The sequence below is a fragment of the Nonomuraea sp. NPDC001636 genome, assembly GCF_040298265.1.
Classification (GTDB): Bacteria; Actinomycetota; Actinomycetes; order Streptosporangiales; family Streptosporangiaceae; genus Nonomuraea.
In genome coordinates this window covers 209,183-227,658 of the sequence record NZ_JBEOZT010000009.1, presented here as the reverse complement: position 1 = coordinate 227,658, position 18,476 = coordinate 209,183, and the positions used below count along the sequence as shown (strand labels likewise).

Here is an 18,476-nt window from a genome sequence, read left to right as displayed (position 1 = left end):
ATGATCGACGTGCACGCGCACGTCTTCCCGCGGATCTCCCGCGAGGAGGCCAGGACGCTCGCCGGGGCCGGCGAGCCGTGGCTGCGCGACGGCATGATGATGAGCGGCGAGGACGACTACCGCCCCGTCACGCCTGAGCTGTGGGACGCCGGCGCCCGCGTGGCCGCCATGGACCGCACCGGGGTGGCCGTGCAGGCGGTCTCCTCGACCCCGCTGCTGTTCGGCTACGCGGCCGACCCGGCCCGCGCCGCCGATTGGTGCGCCATGGTCAACGACCGCGTGCTAGACCACTGCGCGCAGGCCCCCGACCGGCTGCTGCCGCTGTGCCAGGTGCCCTTGCAGGACGCCGCCCTGGCCGCGAAGACCGTCACCGAGGCCAAGGCCGCCGGTCACCGCGGGGTGCACATCGGCAACCACGTCGGCCCGCGCAACCTGGACGACCCCGACATCGTCGCCTTCCTCGCGCACTGCGCCGAGCAGGACATGCCGGTGCTCGTCCACCCCTGGGACATGCTCGGCGCCGACCGCATGCGCGGCCACATGCTGCCGTGGCTGGTCGGCATGGCGGCCGAGACCCACCTCGGCATCCTGTCGCTGATGTTGTCCGGGGCGTTCGAGCGGCTGCCGGGCTCGCTGCGGCTGTGCTTCTGCCACGGCGGCGGCAGCTTCGCCTACCTGCTGGGCCGGGCCGACAACGCCTGGCACCAGCGCGACATCGTCCGCGAGCACTCGCCCAGGCCGCCGTCGGCCTACACCGACCGCTTCTACGTGGACTCCGCCGTGTTCGACCCGCGCGCCCTGCGGCTGCTGGTCGAGGTGATGGGGGCCGAGCGCGTCATGCTCGGCACCGACTTCCCGTTCCCGCTGGGGGAGCAGGAGCCGGGCGCGGTCGTGCGCGCCTGCGCCGAGCTGGACGAGCAGGGCCGTGCCGCCGTCCTGGGCGGCAACGCCGCCGCCTTCCTGGGGCTCGGGGGATGACGGTCGCCGAGACGCCGCTCGGGGCGTTGCGCGGCGTCCGGGCCGGCGGCGTGAGCACGTTCAAGGGCGTGCGCTACGCCGCGCCCGCCCGCCGCCTGGCCGCGCCGGAGCCCGCGCGCCCCTGGCGGGGCGTCGCGGACGCCCGCACCCCCGGCCCGCCCGCCCCGCAGCGGCCCGGCCGCATGGCCTGGGTGCCGGGCCTGGAGATCGACCCGGCCACGTCGGCCGAGGACTGCCTGTTCCTCAACGTCTGGACGCCCTCCGCCGAGGGGCGCCGCCCGGTGCTGGTGTTCCTGCACGGCGGCGCGTTCGTCTTCGGCTCCGGCGCCCAGGCGATGTACGACGGCACCGCGCTCGCCCGCGACCACGGCCTGGTCGTGGTGACCGTCAACTACCGGCTCGGCCTGCCGGGCTTCTGGCACGGCGACGGCGTGCCGGCCAACCTGGCGCTGCGCGACCAGATCGCCGCCCTGGAGTGGGTGCGCGGCAACATCGCGGCCTTCGGCGGCGACCCGGCGAACGTCACCCTGGCCGGGCACTCGGCGGGCGGCACCTGCGTGCTGGCCCTGATGACGTGCGCGCCCGGCCTGTTCGCCCGGGCTGCGGCGATGAGCCCCGTCCCGTACGGGTTCCGCACGCCCGCCGAGGCCGCCGACTGGACCTCGGCGGCACGTGCCGCCCTGGACGGCGACCCGTACGCCGTGCCGCTCGCCGGGCTGCTGGCTGCCGAGGAGGCCGCCGTACGCGCCTGCGCCCCGGCCGCGGGGCTGCTGCCCGCCGCGCCCGTCGTGGACGGCGAGCTGCTGGCCGTCCACCCGGTGGAGGCCGTCCGGACGGGGGCCGCCGCGCGCGTCCCGCTGCTGATAACGACGACGGCCGAGGAGACCCGCCTGTTCACCGCGATCGGCCAGGACGGCCTGGACACCGGCGAGCTCTTCGCCGGGCCCGCCCAGGAGCTCGCCGACGCCCATCACGGCCCCGCCGGGCACCACGTCTGCGGGCACCGCTCGCCCATGAGCCACGCCGGCATCGCCCTGGGCGCCTGCCACCTGGCGGACGTCCCCCTCTACCTCGGCACCCACGGAACACCCCTGACCGGCACGGGCCCCCAGGTGGACGCCCTGTCCCACGCGATGAGCACCACCTTCGCCCACTTCTGCCACGACGGCACAGGCCCGTGGATCACCTCGTCGACGACTCGTCTCCGAGGTCGGCCCGCTCACTGACGGAGGTCTCGAAATGCCCGCTTCGCGCGTCTACATGCTGTGGCACGTCCACCACGTCGCACAGGACGAGAACGGGAACGTCGTGCATTTCCCCGGCGCCGACTTCTCGGCCCAGGAGGACCGGGGCGACGACGTCAAGCTGCTGGGGGTCTACTCCAGCGAGGAGCGGGCCCGGCGGCGCATCGCGTCGGCGCGGGCGCTGCCCGGCTTCCGCGACGAGCCCGACTGCTTCTGGTACGGCGAGGTCGAGCTCGACGCGGACGCCTGGCCCGAGGGGTTCGTGAGCGGGTGCTGAGGTGGCTGGTTCACGGGCCGTCGGGGGAGGTGAGGGGGTGGCCGGGGAGCGGGGTGGAGAGGATCATGGTGCTGGAGGGCGGGCCGTAGACCGCCAGCCGGTCGATCAGGTCCTCGAAGGCGACCATGGAGACGGCCACGATCCGCAGGATGCTGCACACGTCGCCGGTGACCCGGTGGATCTCGCGGACCTCCGGCCAGCCGGCCACCTCGGGGTCGCGCAGCACGCAGCGGGTGCCGTAGCAGGACATGCGGATGAAGGCCGAGACCGGCCAGCCGGCCCGCACCGGGTCCACCGTCGCGTGGTAGCCGGTGATGACGCCCGACTCCTCCAGCTTCCGTACGCGGTCGGCCACCGAGGGCGCGGACAGGTGGATCCGGCGGGACAGCTCCTTGAGGGAGAGCCGGGCGTTGTCCTGGAGTTCGCGCAGCAACTCCCAGTCGGTCTCGTCCACGATCGCGCCTTCCGTTCGTAAGCCCCAAATCATGATTTATACCGAAACATAAGCCTATATGGCGATATAGCCTTCCATGTGGCATTCCTTCTCCATCATCCCGACGCCATCATGGGGACAGCAAGGCTAAGAGAAGGGCAAGCGCGTGGACGCGACGCGACAGTTAGCAGCAGTGCGGCCGACCACGGCGGAGGAACGCGCCGCAAGAGCCAGGGCGACGGGCGGAGCCCCCACCCTGGACTTCGAGACCCGCACCCCCTACGACGCCTACGTCCGCACCGACGTGCTGCACGGGCTGCAGCACCCGATGAGCGACGACGCGGGCGAGATGTCGTTCCTGATGATCACTCAGGTGATGGAGCTGTACTTCAAGCTCATTGCCTTCGAGCTGCGCAACGCGCAGGAGCGGCTGCGGGCCGACGACGTGTGGGCCGCGCTGGACCCGCTCCGCCGTACGGCGCTGCACCTGGAGGGCCTGAACGCGAGCTGGCGCGGCCTGCGCTGGATGACCCCCGCCGACTTCAACCGCTTCCGGGACGAGCTCGGCGAGGCCAGCGGCCTGCAGTCGGCGATGTACCGGCACGTGGAGTTCCTGCTGGGGCTGAAGAACCCGGCCCTGCTGCGCCCGTTCAGACGCCAGGACCGCACCCACCGCGACCTGCTCACCACCCTGGAGTCGCCGAGCCTGTGGGACGACGCCATCGCCCTGCTGGCCCGCCTCGGCCACGACCTCCCCCGCGAGCTGCTGGAACGCGACTTCGCCGTCGAGCACGAGCCGCACCCGGCCGTCGAGCGGGCCTGGGTCGAGGTGTACCGCGACACCGGCCCCGGCAACGCGCCGCGGCTGCTCGGCGAGGCGCTGACCGACGTGGCCGAGCAGTTCGGCGACTGGCGCTACCAGCACGTGACGGCGGTCCGCCGGTCGATGGGCGCCAAGCCCGGCAGCGGCGGCTCCAACGGCCTGGCCTGGCTGGAACGCAGCATGGCGCGGGTGGTCTTCCCCGAGCTGTGGTCCGCCCGGACCCACATGTGAAGGACGGACGACACGTGATCGACGACTGGAAGCCCGCCGAGCAGGACGCCCTGCGCCGCGACCGCGACGACCCGGGCCACCGCGAGCTTTTCCTGATCCCGCCCGCCGACGGCGGCGGCCACCCCGAGTGCGCCTATTTCGCCGGCAACTCCCTGGGGCTCCAGCCCCGGGCGACCGCGGCGGAGCTGGCCGAGGACCTTGCGGCATGGGCCCGGCTCGGCGTGGAGGGACATCTGGAGGGGGCCCGTCCGTGGCTGCCCTACCACGAGCGGCTCACCGGCCCGGCCGCCCGGCTGGTCGGCGCGCTGCCCGAGGAGACCGTGGTGATGAACTCGCTGACGGTCAACCTGCACCTGCTGATGGTCTCGTTCTACCGGCCGCGCGGCACGCGGACCCGGATCCTCATCGAGGACACCGCGTTCCCCTCCGACAGCTACGCCGTGCGCAGCCAGGCCCGCCTGCACGGCCTCGACCCGGACGAGACGGTGGTCCGGCTGCGCGACGGCCGGGAGGTGCTGGACTTCCTGGACCGCGAGGGCGACACGGTCGCGCTGGTCCTGCTGGGCGGCGTCAACTACCTGACCGGCGAGCTGATGGACATCCCGGCGATCACGGCGGCCGGCCGGGCGAGCGGCGCGGCCGTCGGCTGGGACCTGGCGCACGCCGCCGGGAACGTCCCGCTGGAGCTGCACGCGTGGGGGCCGGACTTCGCCGCCTGGTGCTCCTACAAGTACCTCAACTCCGGGCCCGGCGCCCTCGGCGGCGTGTTCGTCCACCAGCGGCACCTGGGCGACCCGGCGCTGCAGCGGCTGGAGGGCTGGTGGAGCACCGAGCAGGCGACCCGGTTCGAGATGGCGCCGGTCTCCCGGCCGCCGGCCAGCGCCGACGCCTGGCAGGTCTCCAACCCGCCGATCTACGCGATGGGCCCGGTGCGCACCTCGCTCGGCGTCTTCGACCGGATCGGGATGACCGCCCTGCGGGCCCGCAGCGTACGGCTCACCGCCTACCTGGAGAGCCTGCTCGACCGGGTCACCCCCACCAGGCCGCTCACGCTGGTCACGCCGCGCGACCCCGCCCGCCGGGGCTGCCAGCTCTCCCTGCGCGTCGGGCGCGGCGGCGCGGCCGAGCTGACCCGGCGGCTGCGTCACGAGCACGGGGTGATCGCCGACGCCCGCGAGCCGGACGTCGTCCGCCTGGCGCCGACCCCCCTGTACTCGACCTACCACGACTGCTGGCGCGCCGCCGTCGCGCTGGCCGAGTGCGTCGAGGAGGAGCGATGAACGTCACCGTGGTCGGCGCGGGCCTGACCGGCTGCCTGCTCGCCTGCTACCTGGCCCGGCGCGGCCTCGACGTGACCGTCTACGAACGGCGGCCCGACCCGCGCGCCGGGCTCGCCGAGCGCGGCCGGTCGATCAACCTGGCCATCTCCGAGCGCGGGCTGGACGCGCTGCGCAGGATCGGCCTGGAGGAGCAGGTCATGGCCGGCGCGCTGCCCATGCGCGGCCGGATGATCCACCCGGTGGACGGGCCGCTGAACTTTCAGCCGTACAGCCACGACGGGGTGCGCTCGATCAACTCCATCAGCCGCGGCGCGCTCAACAACACGCTGCTGGACGCCGCGGAGTCGGCGCCCGGCGTGAAGATCTTCTTCGGGCACCGGCTGACCGGGCTGGACCCGGCGACCGGCGCGATGGAGTTCGACACCGCGGCCGGCCCGGTGCGCGCGGCGGCCGGCGTGGTGCTCGGCGCCGACGGGGCCGGCTCGGCCGTCCGGGCCGAGCTGGTGGCCCACCGGGGCGTCCGGGAGAGCCTGGACTTCCTCGGCCACGGCTACAAGGAGCTGACGATCCCGCCCGTGGCCGGCGAGTTCGCCTTCGACCCCGGCGCCCTGCACATCTGGCCGCGCGGCACCTCGATGATGATCGCGCTGCCCAACCCCGACCGCTCCTTCACCTGCACGATGTTCTGGCCGACCGAGGGCACGTCGAGCTTCGCCTCGCTGAGCGGCCCGGCCGCGATCGAACGCCACTTCCGCACCCACTACCCGGACGTGCCCCCCCTCGCGCCCGGTCTGGTGGGGGAGTACATGGAGAACCCGGTCGGCCGGCTCGGCACCGTCCGCTGCGCGCCGTGGCAGACGGACGGCCGGGTCGGCCTGATCGGCGACGCCGCGCACGCCATCGTGCCCTTCTACGGGCAGGGCGCCAACAGCGGCTTCGAGGACGTGACCGTGCTCGACCGGTGCCTGACGGAGACCGGCGGCGACTGGTCCCGCGCGCTGCCGCTGTTCGAGCTGCGGCGCAGGGACGACACCGACGCGATCGCCGAGATGGCGCTGGCCAACTTCGTCGAGATGCGCGACAAGGTCGCCTCCCCGGTGCACCGGCTGACCAAGAGCGTGGAGCACCGCCTCGAACGCGCGCTGCCCGGCCGCTACGTCTCGCGGTACGAGCTGGTGTCGTTCTCCACGGTGCCGTACGCGCAGGTCAGGCGGCGGGTACGGCGGCAGCACCTGCTGCTGGCCGGGGCCGCCGCCGGGGTCGGGGCCGCGCTGCTGGCGGCGGGCGCGGCCGGGCTCGCCCGGCTCGGCTCCCGCCGGTCCGGCGGGAGGTGAGGGTGGAGAACCGTGCCGTCCTGACCCGCCCGGCGCCCGGCCCGCTCCGCACCCTGCGGTACGGGGCCGACGCCGACCAGGTGATCGACCTCTGGCCGGGCGAGGGACCCCTGGTGGCGCTGGTGCACGGCGGGTTCTGGCGCCCGGAGTACGACCGGACGCACCTGCGGCCCATGGCCAACGCGCTGCACCGGGCGGGGTGCGGCGTGGCCGCCGTCGAGTACCGCCGCAGGCCGGGAGATCCGGCGGCGGCGGTCGCGGACCTGCGGGCCGCGGTCGGCCTGCTGCGTCCCTCGGTGGTCGTCGGCCACTCGGCCGGCGGTCATCTCGCCATGTGCGCCGCGCCGGACGGGACCGCCGTCCTGGCCCTGGCTCCGGTCGCCGACCTGCGGCTGGCCGCGCGGCTGGACCTCGACGACGGCGCGGTGGCCGACTTCCTCGGCGGGCCGCCGGACGACCATCCCGGCCTGGACCCGGTACGCCTGCCGGACCGGACGGGCCCGCTGGTGATCGTGCACGGCACGGCGGACGAGCGGGTCCCCGTCCAGGTCTCGGAGTCGTACCTGGCGGCCCACCCGGGGACGTCGCTGGTGCGCGTCCCGGGGGCGGGCCACTTCGTGCTCATCGACCCGGAGAGCCGTACCTGGCCGCTGGTCAGGCGTGAGCTGACCGCCCTCCTGCCCGCCTGACGGCGTCCGCCGCGAGCAGCGCCGCGCCGAGCTGCACCGCGACCAGCGAGCGCAGCGGGATCGGCGTGCCCTGCGCGTCGGCCTCGGCCTGCTCGAACCACTCGTCGAAGCGCGCGCCGAGCCGGGCGCGCTCGGCCCGGACGGCGGGCGTCGCGTTGCCCGCGGCCAGCTCGGCGTCCAGCATGCGCAGGTAGGTGCCGCAGTACCGCAGCCGCATGGAGTGCACGAGCTGCCGGCCGCCGACCGCCTCGGCCACCGTGGCCGGGCGGTCGGTGCCGGGCAGGTCCTCCCACTCGCTGATGAACTCGTCGTGGGCGCCGACGAAGTCCTCCAGCGCCCGGCGGAAGGGGGAGGACACGGTCAGGTCGCCCTTGGCGCGGGCGAGCGAGGCGGCCAGCTCGCCGATCAGCTCGCGCTGCCCGGCCAGGCAGTCGCGGATCGTCTCGTGGTACTTCTGGCCGGTCGGGGTCTGGTCGGCGACGCGGGGGTCGGCCCAGTAGGGCAGCTCGGCGATCAGGTGCAGGGCGCCGAAGCGCTCGGCGTAGTCGACGCTGCCGCCGCCGATGCCGTACGTCGCGGCGATGTCGGCGCCGCGCGGCGTCAGGTAGGCCGCCGGCGCGATCTGGACGGCGCCCGGCAGCTCCGGCGGGCCCATGTGCAGGGGCAGGCCCTCGGCCGTGGCGATGGCGGTCAGGCGGGCGGCGAGCGCGGGGTCGTTGCGGCTGAGGTAGTAGAAGGCACCCTGGAGCTCGCCGTTGTGCAGGGAGTAGACGAGGGCGGGCCGGACCTCGTCCATCAGCCGCATCAGCGCCTCGGTCTCCGGCAGCGTGCGGTCGAAGAAGTAGTCCTCGCCGGTCAGCGGGAAGGTCCATTCGACCTGGTCGGCCTCGGCCGGGCGGTAGAAGTGCTCGGCGTAGGCGCGGCGGTCGCTCGGGCGGGCGTACCAGCCCTCGTTGAGCCGGGCGCCGTCGGGGTCGACGCAGGGGACGAGGTGCCAGCGGAAGCCGAAGTCCTCCCGCAGCGCGGCGTCCTCGACGAGCTGCCGCAGCAGCGTGCTGACGGTGAGCGCGCCGATGGGCTCGTTGGGGTGGGGGCCGCCGATGATCACGGCGTCATGGGGGCCCGCGCCGATGGTGGCCACGCGCAGCGGCTCGCCGAGGCGGGAGGTGCCGATGCGGCGCAGGCGCACCAGGTCGGGGTGGGCGGCGGCGAGGTCGTCGAGCTCGGCGTGCATCTGGTCCACCGTCGGGAACGCGGTGAAGTCGGGCACGCGGCTCAGGTGGGGGGCGACGTCCATTTCGGGCCTCCTGATAATCTGGATTATTCTAGTAAATCAGATTATCTTTACGGCATGCAGGAGATGTCATGCGGCTGAACAGGGCGGAAAGCAAGGCCGCCAACAAGCGCGCGCTGATCGAGGCCGCCCGCGAGATCGTCGGCAGGGACGGCTCAAAGGCCAAGCTGGAGGACATCACCGAGCTGGCCGGCCTGACCACGGGCGCGGTCTACTCCCTGTTCGGCGGCAAGAACGGGCTGATGGCCGCCATGGTCGACGACTACGTCGGCCCGCTCGACCTGCGCACGGCCGAGGCCGGGGGGTTCGGCCCGCGGCTGGCGGAGGTCGTGGCCGAGATCGCCCGCCGCTTCCTGCGCATGTCGGCCGACCCGCAGGCGGCCGGCCGGCTGTTGTTCGAGACGCGCGTGCTCGACCTCGTGCTCAACGACCCCGACCTGCGCCGCAGGCTCACCACCTCGATCAGGTCGACCGAGGTCGAGCTCGCCGCGCTGTTCACCGGCCGCGAGCACGGCGGGGCCGCCGTCACCGCGGAACAGGCGCTGCGCCTGGCCCGCGCCCTGAAGGCGCTGCTGTCCGGGCTCGGCCAGAACGTCGTGCTCGGCGCCCACGAGGCCGACGAGCGGTTCTTCGTCGAGACCGCCCTGGCGCTGATCACGCCGACGGTGCTCGGACCGGCCTAGATCACGGCCGGGGTTCGGGGGGACCACACGGCCGCACGTCACCCCACCCCGAAAGGCAGAACCATGTCCAGATCCGGCTTCGGCGTCATCGGCGCGCCGGTGTTGTACATCGGCGTCCTCCAGACCATGGAGATGACGCTCTCGCCCGCGCTCCCGCTCGTCCAGCAGGACCTGGGGGCCTCGCCCGGCGCGCTCGCGTGGATCTTCACCGGCTCGCTGATCAGCTCGGCCATCAGCACCCCCATCGTCGGCCGCCTGGCCGACATGTACGACAAACGGCGCGTGCTGCTCGCGCTGATGGCGATCAGCGGCGCCGGGGTCCTGCTCTCCGCCCTGGCGCCGAACATCACCCTGCTGATCACCGGCATGGCGATCGAGGGCATCTGGCTGGGCGTGCTGCCCCTGACCGTCGGGCTGTTCCGCGACACCCTCACCCCCGAGCGCGCCGCCACCGGCAACGGCCTGGTCGTCGGCGTCGCCGCGCTGGCCAGCGCGCTCGGTCTCATCCTGGCCGGGCCGATCACCTCGGCCCTCGGCTACCGGTCGCTGTTCCTGCTGGCCGTGGCCGGCGTGGCGGCGGCCGCCCTGCTGGCCTGGTTCACCGTGCCGTCCACCCCGCGCGCGGCCGGCGGTCGCGTCGACTGGGCGGGCGGGCTGCTGCTCGGCGGCGGCGTGGCCCTGGTCATGCTGGGCCTGACCGCCGTCTCCAGCTGGGGCTGGACGTCCCCGGCCACCCTCGCCCTGTTCGCCGCCGCCGTGCTGACGCTGGGCCCGTGGGTGGTCGTCGAGCTGCGCGTCGCCGACCCGCTCGTGGACCTGCGGCTGCTGGCCGGACGCACCCCGGCCGGGGTGACCGCCATGGGGGTGCTGCTCGGCTTCGCCTCCTTCGGCCTGGTCGTCGCCCTGCCGATGATGCTGGCCGCGCCCGCCGGCACCGGGTACGGCCAGGGCGCCGACACCCTGTGGATCGGCATCTACATGTTCCCCATGGGCGTCGCGGGCACCGTGATCGCGCCGCTGGTCGGGCCCATGACCAGGCTGCTGGGCCGGCGCGCGGTGCTGGTGCTGGGCAGCGTGCTCGTCTGCGCCGGGACCGGCGGGCTGGCCCTGTGGCACTCCGCGCCCTGGCAGGTCATGGCCGCGGTGACGGTCATCGGGCTGGGCGCCTCCATCGGCCTCACCGCCGGGCTCAACGCCGTGGCCGCCGACGTGCCGGGCGAGCGCGCGGCCGGGGTCAGCGGCGTGGTCTTCGTCGCCAAGAGCATCGGCGGCACGTTCGGGGCCCAGCTCGGCGCCATGGTGCTGGCCTCCGGCGCCGTCGCGGGGGTGCCCACCGAGCAGAGCTTCGTCGACACGTACCTGCTGTCGGCCGCGCTGGGCCTGCTGGCCGTCGCCGCCGCCCTCGTGATCCCGGCCACTGTGCGGAAGACGCAAGCGGGGCAGGTGGTTTCTGCCCTGGCGACGAAGCCGTCCGTCCGCCCCGGTGAAAGCCTGTGACGATGACGAACGTCTACATCTCCATCGACATGGAAGGCGTGGCGGGCATCGCCACCATGGACCAGGTCTCCCGCGCCGGCCACGGCTACCCGCGGGCCCAGCGCCTGATGACCGCCGAGGCCAACGCCGCCACCGAGGGCGCCTTCGCGGCCGGGGCCGCCAGCGTCCTGGTCAACGACAGCCACGGCACCATGGACAACCTGCTGCACGAGGAGCTCGACCCGCGCGCCCGGCTGATCTTCGGCACGCCCAAGCTCGACTGCATGGCCGAGGGCGTCTCGGCCGAGCACGACGTGGCCATGTTCCTCGGCTACCACGCCGCCGCCGGCTCGCCGGGCGTGCTCGCCCACACCTTCTCCTCGCACTTCTACCAGGTACGGCTCAACGGCGCGATCGTCTCCGAGGCCGAGGTCAACGCCCTGCAGGCGGCCGCCGTCGGCGTGCCGGTGGGGCTGCTCACCGGCGACGACGTCATCTGCGACGTCGCCGCCAAGGCGTTCCCCGGGGTGCGCACGGTCGCCGTCAAGATCGCTCACGGGCACACCGCGGCCGACAGCCTCTCGCCGTCCGAGGCGCGGCGGCTGATCAAGGAGGCGGCCGCGGAGACCGTGCGCTCGGCCGGGGAGCTGCGGCCGGTCGAGCTGCCCGGCGTGCTGGAGCTGGAGATCGACATGCCCACCACGCCCGCCGCCGAGCTGGGCGAGCTGGTGCCGGGCGTGCGCCGGATCGCCGACAAGACGCTCGCGGCCACCTTCACCACCCCGAGGGAGGTGCTCGGATGCGTGACGACCTGCTACCACCTGGCGGCGGACGCCATGATCGCCAGGATGGCCCTGTACGGCAGACCAACCAGGTAGCCCCCAGGTTTGCCGCTCCGGACAAGCGTTTCGAACCCGGACATCCAGATACTTGAACGATGGATTTTGAGCAGGTAGAACGCGCGCTCGACGCCCTTCCCGGCCTCCGCCCCGGCGGGCCGGGACTGGCGGTCGGGGTCTACGCCGACGGCAAGGTGCTGCACACCGCGGCGAGGGGCGTGGCCTCCGTCGAGTTCGGCGTCCCGATCGACTCCCGCACCCGCTTCGACATCGCCTCCATCAGCAAGCAGTTCACCGCCGCGTGCCTGCTGCTGCTGGCCCGCGACGGCAGGCTCAGCCTGTCGGACGACGTCCGCGAGCACGTCCCCGAGCTGCGGCTCGGTGTGCCCGTCACGCTCGACCAGTGCCTGCGGCACACCGGCGGCCTGCCGGAGTGGTACGGCCTGCAGGCCGTCACCGGCGTCCCGTTCACCCTGATGGACGAGGAACGGCTGATGAAGCTCGTGGCGGGCATGCGCCGGACCACGTTCGAGCCCGGCACCCGCTTCTCCTACTCCAACACCGGCTACGTCCTGGCCGCCGTCGTGGTCCGGCGGCTCACCGGCCGGTCGCTGGCCGACTTCGCCCGCGAACGGCTCTTCGAGCCGCTCGGCATGGACGACACCGTCTTCCGCGACGACGCCTCCGTCCCGCTGCCGCGGATGGCCTACGGCTACGACGGCGCCGGCGCGCGGGCCGACACGCAGGAGAGCGCGGTCGGCGACGGCGGCCTGGTGACCGGCGTCGCCGACCTCGCCCCCTGGCTCGGCTTCCTGGCCGACGGCCGGGTGCTGGGCGCCGACGTGCGCGGCGCGCTGCTGGAGCGCACCACGCTCGCCGACGGCGCCGTCCTGCGGTACGCCCGCGGCATCTGCCACCTGACCGTCGGCGAGCTGGCCGGGTACGGTCACGCCGGCGGCATGCACGGCTACGTCGGCAACCTGCTCCACCTGCCGGAGCCCGGCCTCGGCGTGGCCGTCCTGACCAACCACAGCGGCCTGGACCCCGTCGGCCTCAGCCTGGGCCTGGCCCGCGCCCTCACCGGCCAGGACCCGGCCCCCCGCCCCGCCCCCGCCTCCCGGGCCGCCGCCGAGGCGGCGCGGCCCGCCCTGCTCGGCCACTGGCACGACCCGGAGACCGACGCCACGCTCACGCTCGAACCCGCCGCCGACGACCACGGCGACGACCACGGCGACGACCACGGCGGCAAGATCTCCCTGACCGGCGCCACCGACCTCGAACTCGCCCTCGACGACGACGGCCGCTGGTACGCGCAGGTCCCGGCCGGCCGGATCTGGATCGTGCCGGAGGACGGGCGGCTGCTGTTCGGCCACGACGGCTCGATCCGCTGGCCGCACGTGTACGAGCCGTGTGACCCGCCGGGGGAGCAGCCCGCCCCGCAGGGCGCCTGGCTCAACGACGAGACGGGCGTGCTCGCCGTCATCGACGAGGGGACGCTGCGCGTCGGCCTGACCTTCCAGGCCCCGGTCGTCCCCGCGCCCGCCGGGACGTGGCGGGCCGGCCCGTTCACCCTGCGCCTCGACGGGGACGGCGACCTGCTGCTCAGCGGCTTCGGCCTGCTCGGCCTGCGCTTCGCCGCCCAGCCCGAGGGCACCGCGCCCGTCGGCGTCCCCCCTGGCCTGGTCTAGGGGCGTGTTGGCCTGCAGCACGAGCCGGGGCACGCAGAGTTTGGCTGCCGGGTCAGTGAACGAGGGGGGCCGGGCTTCTAGCGTCCGACTATTCCCCCCGCTCACTCCCCGAGGTGGTTCCATGACATCCGCGACCGCACTCGCCAGGCTCGCCACGGGCGCTCTGCTCGTGCTGGTGGCCGGCTGTGCCGGAGCCGCGAGCTCCGGCGCGGCCCCCGACACGCTCCGCTGGGCGACGGGGACGGCCCCCAACAGCCTCGACATCGCCCACGGCTTCAACGACGCCTCCACGACCGTGCAGTTCGCCGTCCTCGACACGATGGTGACCCTCGGCCCGGACGGCAGGGTCATCCCGAGCATCGCCGCCTCCTGGACCCATCCCGACCCGCGCACGTACGTCTTCACCCTGCGCGAGGGCCCGAGATTCAGCGACGGCACGCCCGTCACCGCCGAGGACGCCGCCTACTCCCTGACCCGCCACCTCGACCCCGCCGTGACCTCCCAGGCCGCCAGCTACGTCACGCAGGTCAAGGAGGCCGAGGCCACCGGCCCGCGCACGGTGAAGGTCACCCTGAGCAAGCCCAGCGCCAGCTTCCTGGCCACCGCCGCGCTGGCCTGGCAGATCGTGCCGAAGAAGCTGGCCGCCGCGCACCCGAAGGACCTCGGCTCGCCCGAGGTCGGCACCCTCGGCTCCGGCCCCTTCAAGGTCACGAAGTTCTCGCTCACCTCCGGGGTGACGCTGGAACGCAACGACCTGTACTGGGGCCCCAAGCCGGAGCTGCGCAAAATCGAGATCAAGGCGATCGGCGACGCCGAGACGCTGCGCCTGGCCGTCTCCTCCGGCGAGGTGGACGGCACCAACGACATCCAGGTCAGCGAGACGCGCAAGTGGAGCGCCCTGTCCGGCGTCACGACCTCCTTCTACCCGGCCAACAACATCGCCTACCTGTCACTCGGCGTCCGCGAGGGCCCGCTCAAGGACGTGCACGTGCGCCGCGCCATCGCCCACGCCCTCGACCGGGACGCGCTGGCCACGCTCATGACCAGCGGCCACGGCGGCATCGCCGACCTGATGCTGCCCAAGCCGCAGCTCGCCGCCCTGTACGGCGGCACGCCGCCGAAGCTGCCCGCCTACCCCCACGACGTGAACGCCGCCAAGGCCGAGCTGGCCAGGTCGGCCCACCCCGAGGGCTTCACCCTGGCCGCGCCGTACGACAGCGGCAGCGACGACGTCAAGGCGCTCCAGGCCATCGCCGCCGACCTGGCGGTGATCGGCGTCAAGCTCGACCTCCAGCCGCTGCCCACCGAGCAGTACCGGCAGCGCATGTTCAGCCACCAGGACACCCCGCTGCAGCTCGTCGACCTGCTCTACGGCACCCCCGACCCGGGCGAGGTGCTGCCCGACCTGGTCAGCCGCGCCTCGGCCGGGCCCCAGGGCTTCAACTTCAGCGGCTACGGCTCGCCCGAGACGGACGCCCGGCTCGACGACCTCGGCAAGCTCGAGGGAGCGGACCGTGCCGCCGCGGTCACCGAGGTGCTGGCCGAGATCGCCGACCAGGTGCCGTACGTGCCGCTCTACACCAAGGAGGCCGCCGTCGCGCTGCGCAAGCGGTTCACCGGCCAGTTCGGCACCTGGACCATGAACGTCTTCAGCACCATCCGCCCGGCGGCCGGTGTCTGATGGCCTTCGTCGCCCGCCGCCTGGCCGCCGCGCTGCTCCTGCTCGGCGTGCTGTCCGTGCTCACCTACGCGCTGCTGGCGCTCGCCCCGGGGGATCCGGAGCAGGTGCTGCTCGGGCCGCGGCCCTCCACCGCGGAGTCGCGCGCCGCCGTCCGCGCGCAGTACCACCTCGACGACCCGCTGCCCGTCCGCTACGCCACCTGGCTCGGCGACGCCGTGCGCGGCGACTTCGGGGCGTCCCTCTACAGCCGCGAACCCGTCACCAGCGTCATCGCCGACCGGCTGCCCGTCACCGCCGGCCTGGCCGCCTACGCGATCCTCCTCACCCTCGCCGTCGGCCTGCCCGCCGGGCTGGCCGCCGCCATGCGCAGGGGCGGCCCGCTGGACCGGGGCATCACGCTCTCCGCGCTGGTCGGCCTCGCGATCCCGCCGTTCGCGATGAGCATCCTGCTGCTGTACGGCTTCGCCGTCACCCTCGGCTGGTTCCCCGTCTTCGGCGCGGGCGAGACGTTCGCCGAGCGGGTCGCCCACCTGACGCTGCCCGCGATCGCGCTGGCCACCGGGCAGGCGGCGGTCGTCGTCAGGCAGATGCGGGCGGCCGCGCTCGACCTGGCCGGGCAGGACTTCATGACCTTCGCCCGGGCGCGCGGCGTCGGCCGGGCCCGCTACTGGATCGGGTACGCGCTGCGCAACACCGCGCTGCCCGTCCTCACGGTCGGCGGGCTGCTGCTGGCCGCCAACCTCACCGGCGCGCTGTTCGTCGAGCGGGCCTTCGGGCTGCACGGCGTCGGCGAGCTGCTCGTCAGCGCCGTCGGGCAGAAGGACCTGCCCGTCGTCCAGGCGCTCGTCCTGATGGGAGGCGCCGTGGTGGTCGCCGTCAACCTGCTGATCGACCTGGCCTACCTCGCGGTGGACCCGCGGGTGCGGCACGGGGCGGTGGCCGCGTGAGCGTCGTGACGGGGACCGTGCGCCTCGGCGGGAGGGCGCGGCGGCTGCGCCGGGCCAGGCCGGGGCCGCTGACGCTGCTGTCGGGCGGGATCCTCGCCCTGATGGCGTTCGCCGCCCTGTTCGGCACGTGGATCGCGCCCTACGACCCGGCCGCGCAGGACCTCGCGCTCGGCGCGACGATGCCGAGCTGGGCCCACTGGGCGGGCACCGACGAGCTGGGCCGGGACGTGTTGTCGCGCTGCCTGGCCGGAGCCCGCTCCGCGCTGCTGTGGCCGCTCGTCGTCGCGCTGGGCACGTGCGCGATGAGCACCTCGCTCGGGCTGCTGGCCGGCTACCGCCGCGGCTGGATCGACGCCGTCATGATGCGGGTGGTCGACCTGCTCATCGCGATGCCGGGGCTGCTCATGCTGATCGTCCTGGTGGGCGTGCTGGGCGGCGGCATCGGCTGGGCGGTGCTGGCGATGGCGGTGCTGTTCACGCCCGGCGACATCCGGGTGGTGCGCAGCCTCACCATGGCCCAGCGCGAGCTGGCCTACGCCGAGGCGGCCCGCACGCTCGGGCTCAGCCGCGGCCGGATCATGTTCAGGCACCTGCTGCCCAACATCGCGCCCACGGTCGTGGCCGGCGCGCTGCTCAGCTTCGTCGCCGCGCTGGTCGCGCTGTCCGGCCTGTCCTTCCTGGGCATCGGCCTGCCCGCCGGCACGCCCGACTGGGGGCTGATGATCGAGGAGAACCGCGGCCTGCTCGACCTCAACCCGTGGGCCGCGGTGGTGCCCGCCGCGCTGGTCACCGTCGCCGCCACCGCCGCCACCCTGCTGGGCGACCAGCTCTTCGAGAGGCTCTCCGATGCTTGAGACACGCGGCCTGCGGGTCGTCGGCGACCGGGTGCTCGTGGACGGCGTGGACCTGACGGTCGCCGCGGGCGAGACCGTCGGGCTGGTCGGCGAGTCCGGCAGCGGCAAGTCCCTGACCGCCCGCGCCCTCGTCGGCCTGCTCCCGCGCGGCCTGCGCGCCGAGGGGTCGGTCGAGGTCGGCGGCGCGCAGCTCGTCGGCGCGTCCGAGCGGCTGCTGCGCGGCGTGCGCGGACGGCGGATCTCGCTGCTCATGCAGGACCCCTTCGCCATGCTCAACCCGCTGTGCGCGGCCGGCGCGCACATCGCCGAGACCCTGCGCGGCCGCACGTCGCGGCAGGAGATCGCGCGCAGGCTGGCCGAGGTCGGCATCGACGACCCCGCCGTGGCCGGGCGCTACCCGTTCCAGCTCTCGGGCGGCATGCGCCAGCGCGTCGCCCTGGCCGCCGCGCTGGCCGGCGACCCCGAGCTGCTCGTCGCCGACGAGCCCACCACCGCGCTCGACGCCACCACCCAGCACGAGATCCTGGCGCTGCTGCGCCGCGTCCAGGAGGCGCGCGGCATGGGCGTGCTGCTCATCACCCACGACCTGCGCGTGGCGTTCGCCGTCTGCGACCGGGTCGCCGTGATGTACGCCGGGCGCGTCGTCGAGCAGGGGCCGGGCCCGGAGCTGGCCGCGACGCCCGCGCACCCGTACACCGCGGGCCTGCTGGCCGCGCTGCCCTCGGCGGAACGCACGCTGGAGCGCCTGGTGGGCATCCCGGGCGCCGTGCCGCGGGCGGACGCGGTGGCCGACGTCTGCGCGTTCGCCACCCGCTGCGACCGGGCCGCCGACGCCTGCACCGCGGCCAGGCCGCCGCTGCGCCCGATCGGCCCCGACCGGCTGACCGCCTGCGTGCACGACACCGCCGGAGCCGCCCGCCCGGCGCTGCGCGAGGCCGCGCCCCCCGCCGCCCCGGCCGCCGGCGACCCGCTGCTGCACATCGAGGACCTGCGCAAACGGTACGGCGCCCACACCGCGCTCGGCGGCGTCAGCCTGCACGTGAACCCCGGCGAGACCGTCGGCCTGGTGGGGGAGTCGGGCTCGGGGAAGACCACGCTGGCCCGGTCGGTGCTCGGCCTGATCACCCCCGACGGCGGCCGGATCAGGCTCGCCGGCCTCGACGTCACCGACCGCGCCGCCCTGGACCCGCGCGAGCGCGCCCGCGTGCACCGGCTCGTCCAGTGCGTCTTCCAGGACCCCTCCACCTCGCTCAACCCCGCCATGACCGTCGGCGCGACGCTGGCCGAGGCGATCGCCAGGGCCGCGCCCGCCGACCGGATCGGCGTGGGCGAGCTGCTGGAGCTGGCCGGCCTGCCCGCCGCGTACGCCGCCCGCCGCCCCAAGGCACTGTCCGGCGGCGAACGCCAGCGCGTCGCCATCGCCCGGGCCCTGGCCGTCCGGCCCGCGCTGCTGATCTGCGACGAGCCGGTCGCCTCCCTGGACGTGTCGGTCCAGGCGCACGTGCTCGAACTGCTGCGCGGCATCGGCCGGGAGCTGGGCACCGGGATGTTGTTCATCACCCACGACCTGGCGGTCGTCCGCCAGGTCGCCGCCAGGACCGTGGTGCTGCTGAAGGGCGCGGTCGTGGAGGAGGGGACGACCGCGGCCGTCCTGGACGCCCCCGCCCACGACTACACCAGGCGCCTGGTGGCGGCCGTCCCCTGACATGACCGACGAATCTCGTA

The 18,476-nt window shown here is 74.3% G+C and carries 17 protein-coding genes; 15 read left to right on the top strand and 2 right to left on the bottom strand.

The window, feature by feature from the left end; genetic code table 11:
• From ABT158_RS19740 to ABT158_RS19730, 3 genes are read left to right on the top strand one after another with little or no spacing between them, the layout of a single operon-like run.
• Positions 1-978, top strand: coding sequence for an amidohydrolase family protein (locus ABT158_RS19740; protein ID WP_352355308.1), 978 nt, complete (start codon positions 1-3; stop codon positions 976-978).
• Entirely contained in the window at positions 975-2,204 is a 1,230-nt protein-coding gene (locus tag ABT158_RS19735) for a carboxylesterase family protein (protein WP_352355215.1), read from the top strand. The genes ABT158_RS19740 and ABT158_RS19735 overlap by 4 nt, the downstream gene beginning before the upstream one ends.
• Positions 2,205-2,217: 13 nt before the next feature.
• Positions 2,218-2,499 (top strand): DUF7336 domain-containing protein, encoded by a 282-nt coding sequence (locus ABT158_RS19730; RefSeq protein ID WP_352355213.1) that lies wholly within the window; start codon positions 2,218-2,220, stop codon positions 2,497-2,499.
• Positions 2,500-2,509: 10 nt separating this feature from the next.
• Here ABT158_RS19730 and ABT158_RS19725 read toward each other — a convergent pair whose 3' ends face one another.
• Positions 2,510-2,953, bottom strand: coding sequence for an Lrp/AsnC family transcriptional regulator (locus ABT158_RS19725; protein ID WP_352355211.1), 444 nt, complete (start codon positions 2,951-2,953; stop codon positions 2,510-2,512).
• Positions 2,954-3,098: 145 nt separating this feature from the next.
• Here ABT158_RS19725 and ABT158_RS19720 point away from each other — a divergent pair, with 145 nt between their 5' ends.
• Genes ABT158_RS19720 through ABT158_RS19705 form a run of 4 tightly spaced genes read left to right on the top strand, consistent with a single transcriptional unit; the run spans position 3,099 to position 7,289 of the window.
• Positions 3,099-3,986, top strand: coding sequence for a tryptophan 2,3-dioxygenase (locus ABT158_RS19720; RefSeq protein ID WP_352355209.1), 888 nt, complete (start codon positions 3,099-3,101; stop codon positions 3,984-3,986).
• Positions 3,987-4,000: 14 nt separating this feature from the next.
• The gene (gene kynU, locus ABT158_RS19715) at positions 4,001-5,266 is read left to right on the top strand and encodes a kynureninase (RefSeq protein ID WP_352355207.1); all 1,266 of its coding nucleotides are present in this window, start codon (positions 4,001-4,003) and stop codon (positions 5,264-5,266) included.
• Positions 5,263-6,600, top strand: coding sequence for an FAD-dependent oxidoreductase (locus tag ABT158_RS19710; RefSeq protein WP_352355205.1), 1,338 nt, complete (start codon positions 5,263-5,265; stop codon positions 6,598-6,600). Before kynU ends, ABT158_RS19710 begins: the two co-directional genes overlap by 4 nt.
• A 2-nt stretch (positions 6,601-6,602) precedes the next feature.
• Entirely contained in the window at positions 6,603-7,289 is a 687-nt protein-coding gene (locus tag ABT158_RS19705; RefSeq protein ID WP_352355203.1) for an alpha/beta hydrolase family protein, read from the top strand.
• On the opposite strand, the gene ABT158_RS19700 is transcribed toward ABT158_RS19705, so the two are convergent.
• Positions 7,255-8,586: a M14 family zinc carboxypeptidase gene (locus tag ABT158_RS19700; RefSeq protein WP_352355201.1), complete on the bottom strand. Its 1,332-nt coding sequence runs from the start codon at positions 8,584-8,586 to the stop codon at positions 7,255-7,257. The two genes, ABT158_RS19705 and ABT158_RS19700, sit on opposite strands and share 35 nt — an antisense overlap.
• 68 nt (positions 8,587-8,654) lie before the next feature.
• On the opposite strand from ABT158_RS19700, the gene ABT158_RS19695 reads away from it, so the two are divergent.
• The 8 genes from ABT158_RS19695 to ABT158_RS19660 all read left to right on the top strand — a co-directional run bounded on the left by ABT158_RS19695 (position 8,655) and on the right by ABT158_RS19660 (position 18,456).
• Complete coding sequence (locus ABT158_RS19695; protein ID WP_352355199.1) at positions 8,655-9,266, top strand: TetR/AcrR family transcriptional regulator; 612 nt, start codon at positions 8,655-8,657, stop codon at positions 9,264-9,266.
• A gap of 63 nt (positions 9,267-9,329) precedes the next feature.
• On the top strand, positions 9,330-10,763 hold the full coding sequence (locus ABT158_RS19690) for an MFS transporter (RefSeq protein WP_352355197.1): 1,434 nt from the start codon (positions 9,330-9,332) through the stop codon (positions 10,761-10,763).
• 2 nt (positions 10,764-10,765) lie between these two features.
• Entirely contained in the window at positions 10,766-11,620 is an 855-nt protein-coding gene (locus ABT158_RS19685; protein WP_352355195.1) for a M55 family metallopeptidase, read from the top strand.
• A gap of 59 nt (positions 11,621-11,679) precedes the next feature.
• Positions 11,680-13,269: a serine hydrolase domain-containing protein gene (locus tag ABT158_RS19680; protein WP_352355193.1), complete on the top strand. Its 1,590-nt coding sequence runs from the start codon at positions 11,680-11,682 to the stop codon at positions 13,267-13,269.
• Positions 13,270-13,390: 121 nt separating this feature from the next.
• Complete coding sequence (locus ABT158_RS19675) at positions 13,391-14,950, top strand: ABC transporter substrate-binding protein (RefSeq protein ID WP_352355191.1); 1,560 nt, start codon at positions 13,391-13,393, stop codon at positions 14,948-14,950.
• Positions 14,950-15,897: an ABC transporter permease gene (locus ABT158_RS19670; protein WP_352355189.1), complete on the top strand. Its 948-nt coding sequence runs from the start codon at positions 14,950-14,952 to the stop codon at positions 15,895-15,897. Before ABT158_RS19675 ends, ABT158_RS19670 begins: the two co-directional genes overlap by 1 nt.
• Entirely contained in the window at positions 15,894-16,751 is an 858-nt protein-coding gene (locus tag ABT158_RS19665) for an ABC transporter permease (protein ID WP_352355187.1), read from the top strand. Before ABT158_RS19670 ends, ABT158_RS19665 begins: the two co-directional genes overlap by 4 nt.
• Complete coding sequence (locus ABT158_RS19660; RefSeq protein ID WP_352355185.1) at positions 16,744-18,456, top strand: oligopeptide/dipeptide ABC transporter ATP-binding protein; 1,713 nt, start codon at positions 16,744-16,746, stop codon at positions 18,454-18,456. Before ABT158_RS19665 ends, ABT158_RS19660 begins: the two co-directional genes overlap by 8 nt.
• Positions 18,457-18,476 lie beyond the last annotated feature (20 nt).

Coding starts and splice junctions, on each gene's coding strand:
- ABT158_RS19740 (WP_352355308.1), top strand. CDS start 1: ATGATCGACGTGCACGCGCACGTCTTCCCGCGGATCTCCCGCGAGGAG.
- ABT158_RS19735 (WP_352355215.1), top strand. CDS start 975: ATGACGGTCGCCGAGACGCCGCTCGGGGCGTTGCGCGGCGTCCGGGCC.
- ABT158_RS19730 (WP_352355213.1), top strand. CDS start 2,218: ATGCCCGCTTCGCGCGTCTACATGCTGTGGCACGTCCACCACGTCGCA.
- ABT158_RS19710 (WP_352355205.1), top strand. CDS start 5,263: ATGAACGTCACCGTGGTCGGCGCGGGCCTGACCGGCTGCCTGCTCGCC.
- ABT158_RS19700 (WP_352355201.1), bottom strand. CDS start 8,586: ATGGACGTCGCCCCCCACCTGAGCCGCGTGCCCGACTTCACCGCGTTC.
- ABT158_RS19695 (WP_352355199.1), top strand. CDS start 8,655: ATGCGGCTGAACAGGGCGGAAAGCAAGGCCGCCAACAAGCGCGCGCTG.
- ABT158_RS19690 (WP_352355197.1), top strand. CDS start 9,330: ATGTCCAGATCCGGCTTCGGCGTCATCGGCGCGCCGGTGTTGTACATC.
- ABT158_RS19685 (WP_352355195.1), top strand. CDS start 10,766: ATGACGAACGTCTACATCTCCATCGACATGGAAGGCGTGGCGGGCATC.
- ABT158_RS19680 (WP_352355193.1), top strand. CDS start 11,680: ATGGATTTTGAGCAGGTAGAACGCGCGCTCGACGCCCTTCCCGGCCTC.
- ABT158_RS19675 (WP_352355191.1), top strand. CDS start 13,391: ATGACATCCGCGACCGCACTCGCCAGGCTCGCCACGGGCGCTCTGCTC.
- ABT158_RS19670 (WP_352355189.1), top strand. CDS start 14,950: ATGGCCTTCGTCGCCCGCCGCCTGGCCGCCGCGCTGCTCCTGCTCGGC.
- ABT158_RS19660 (WP_352355185.1), top strand. CDS start 16,744: ATGCTTGAGACACGCGGCCTGCGGGTCGTCGGCGACCGGGTGCTCGTG.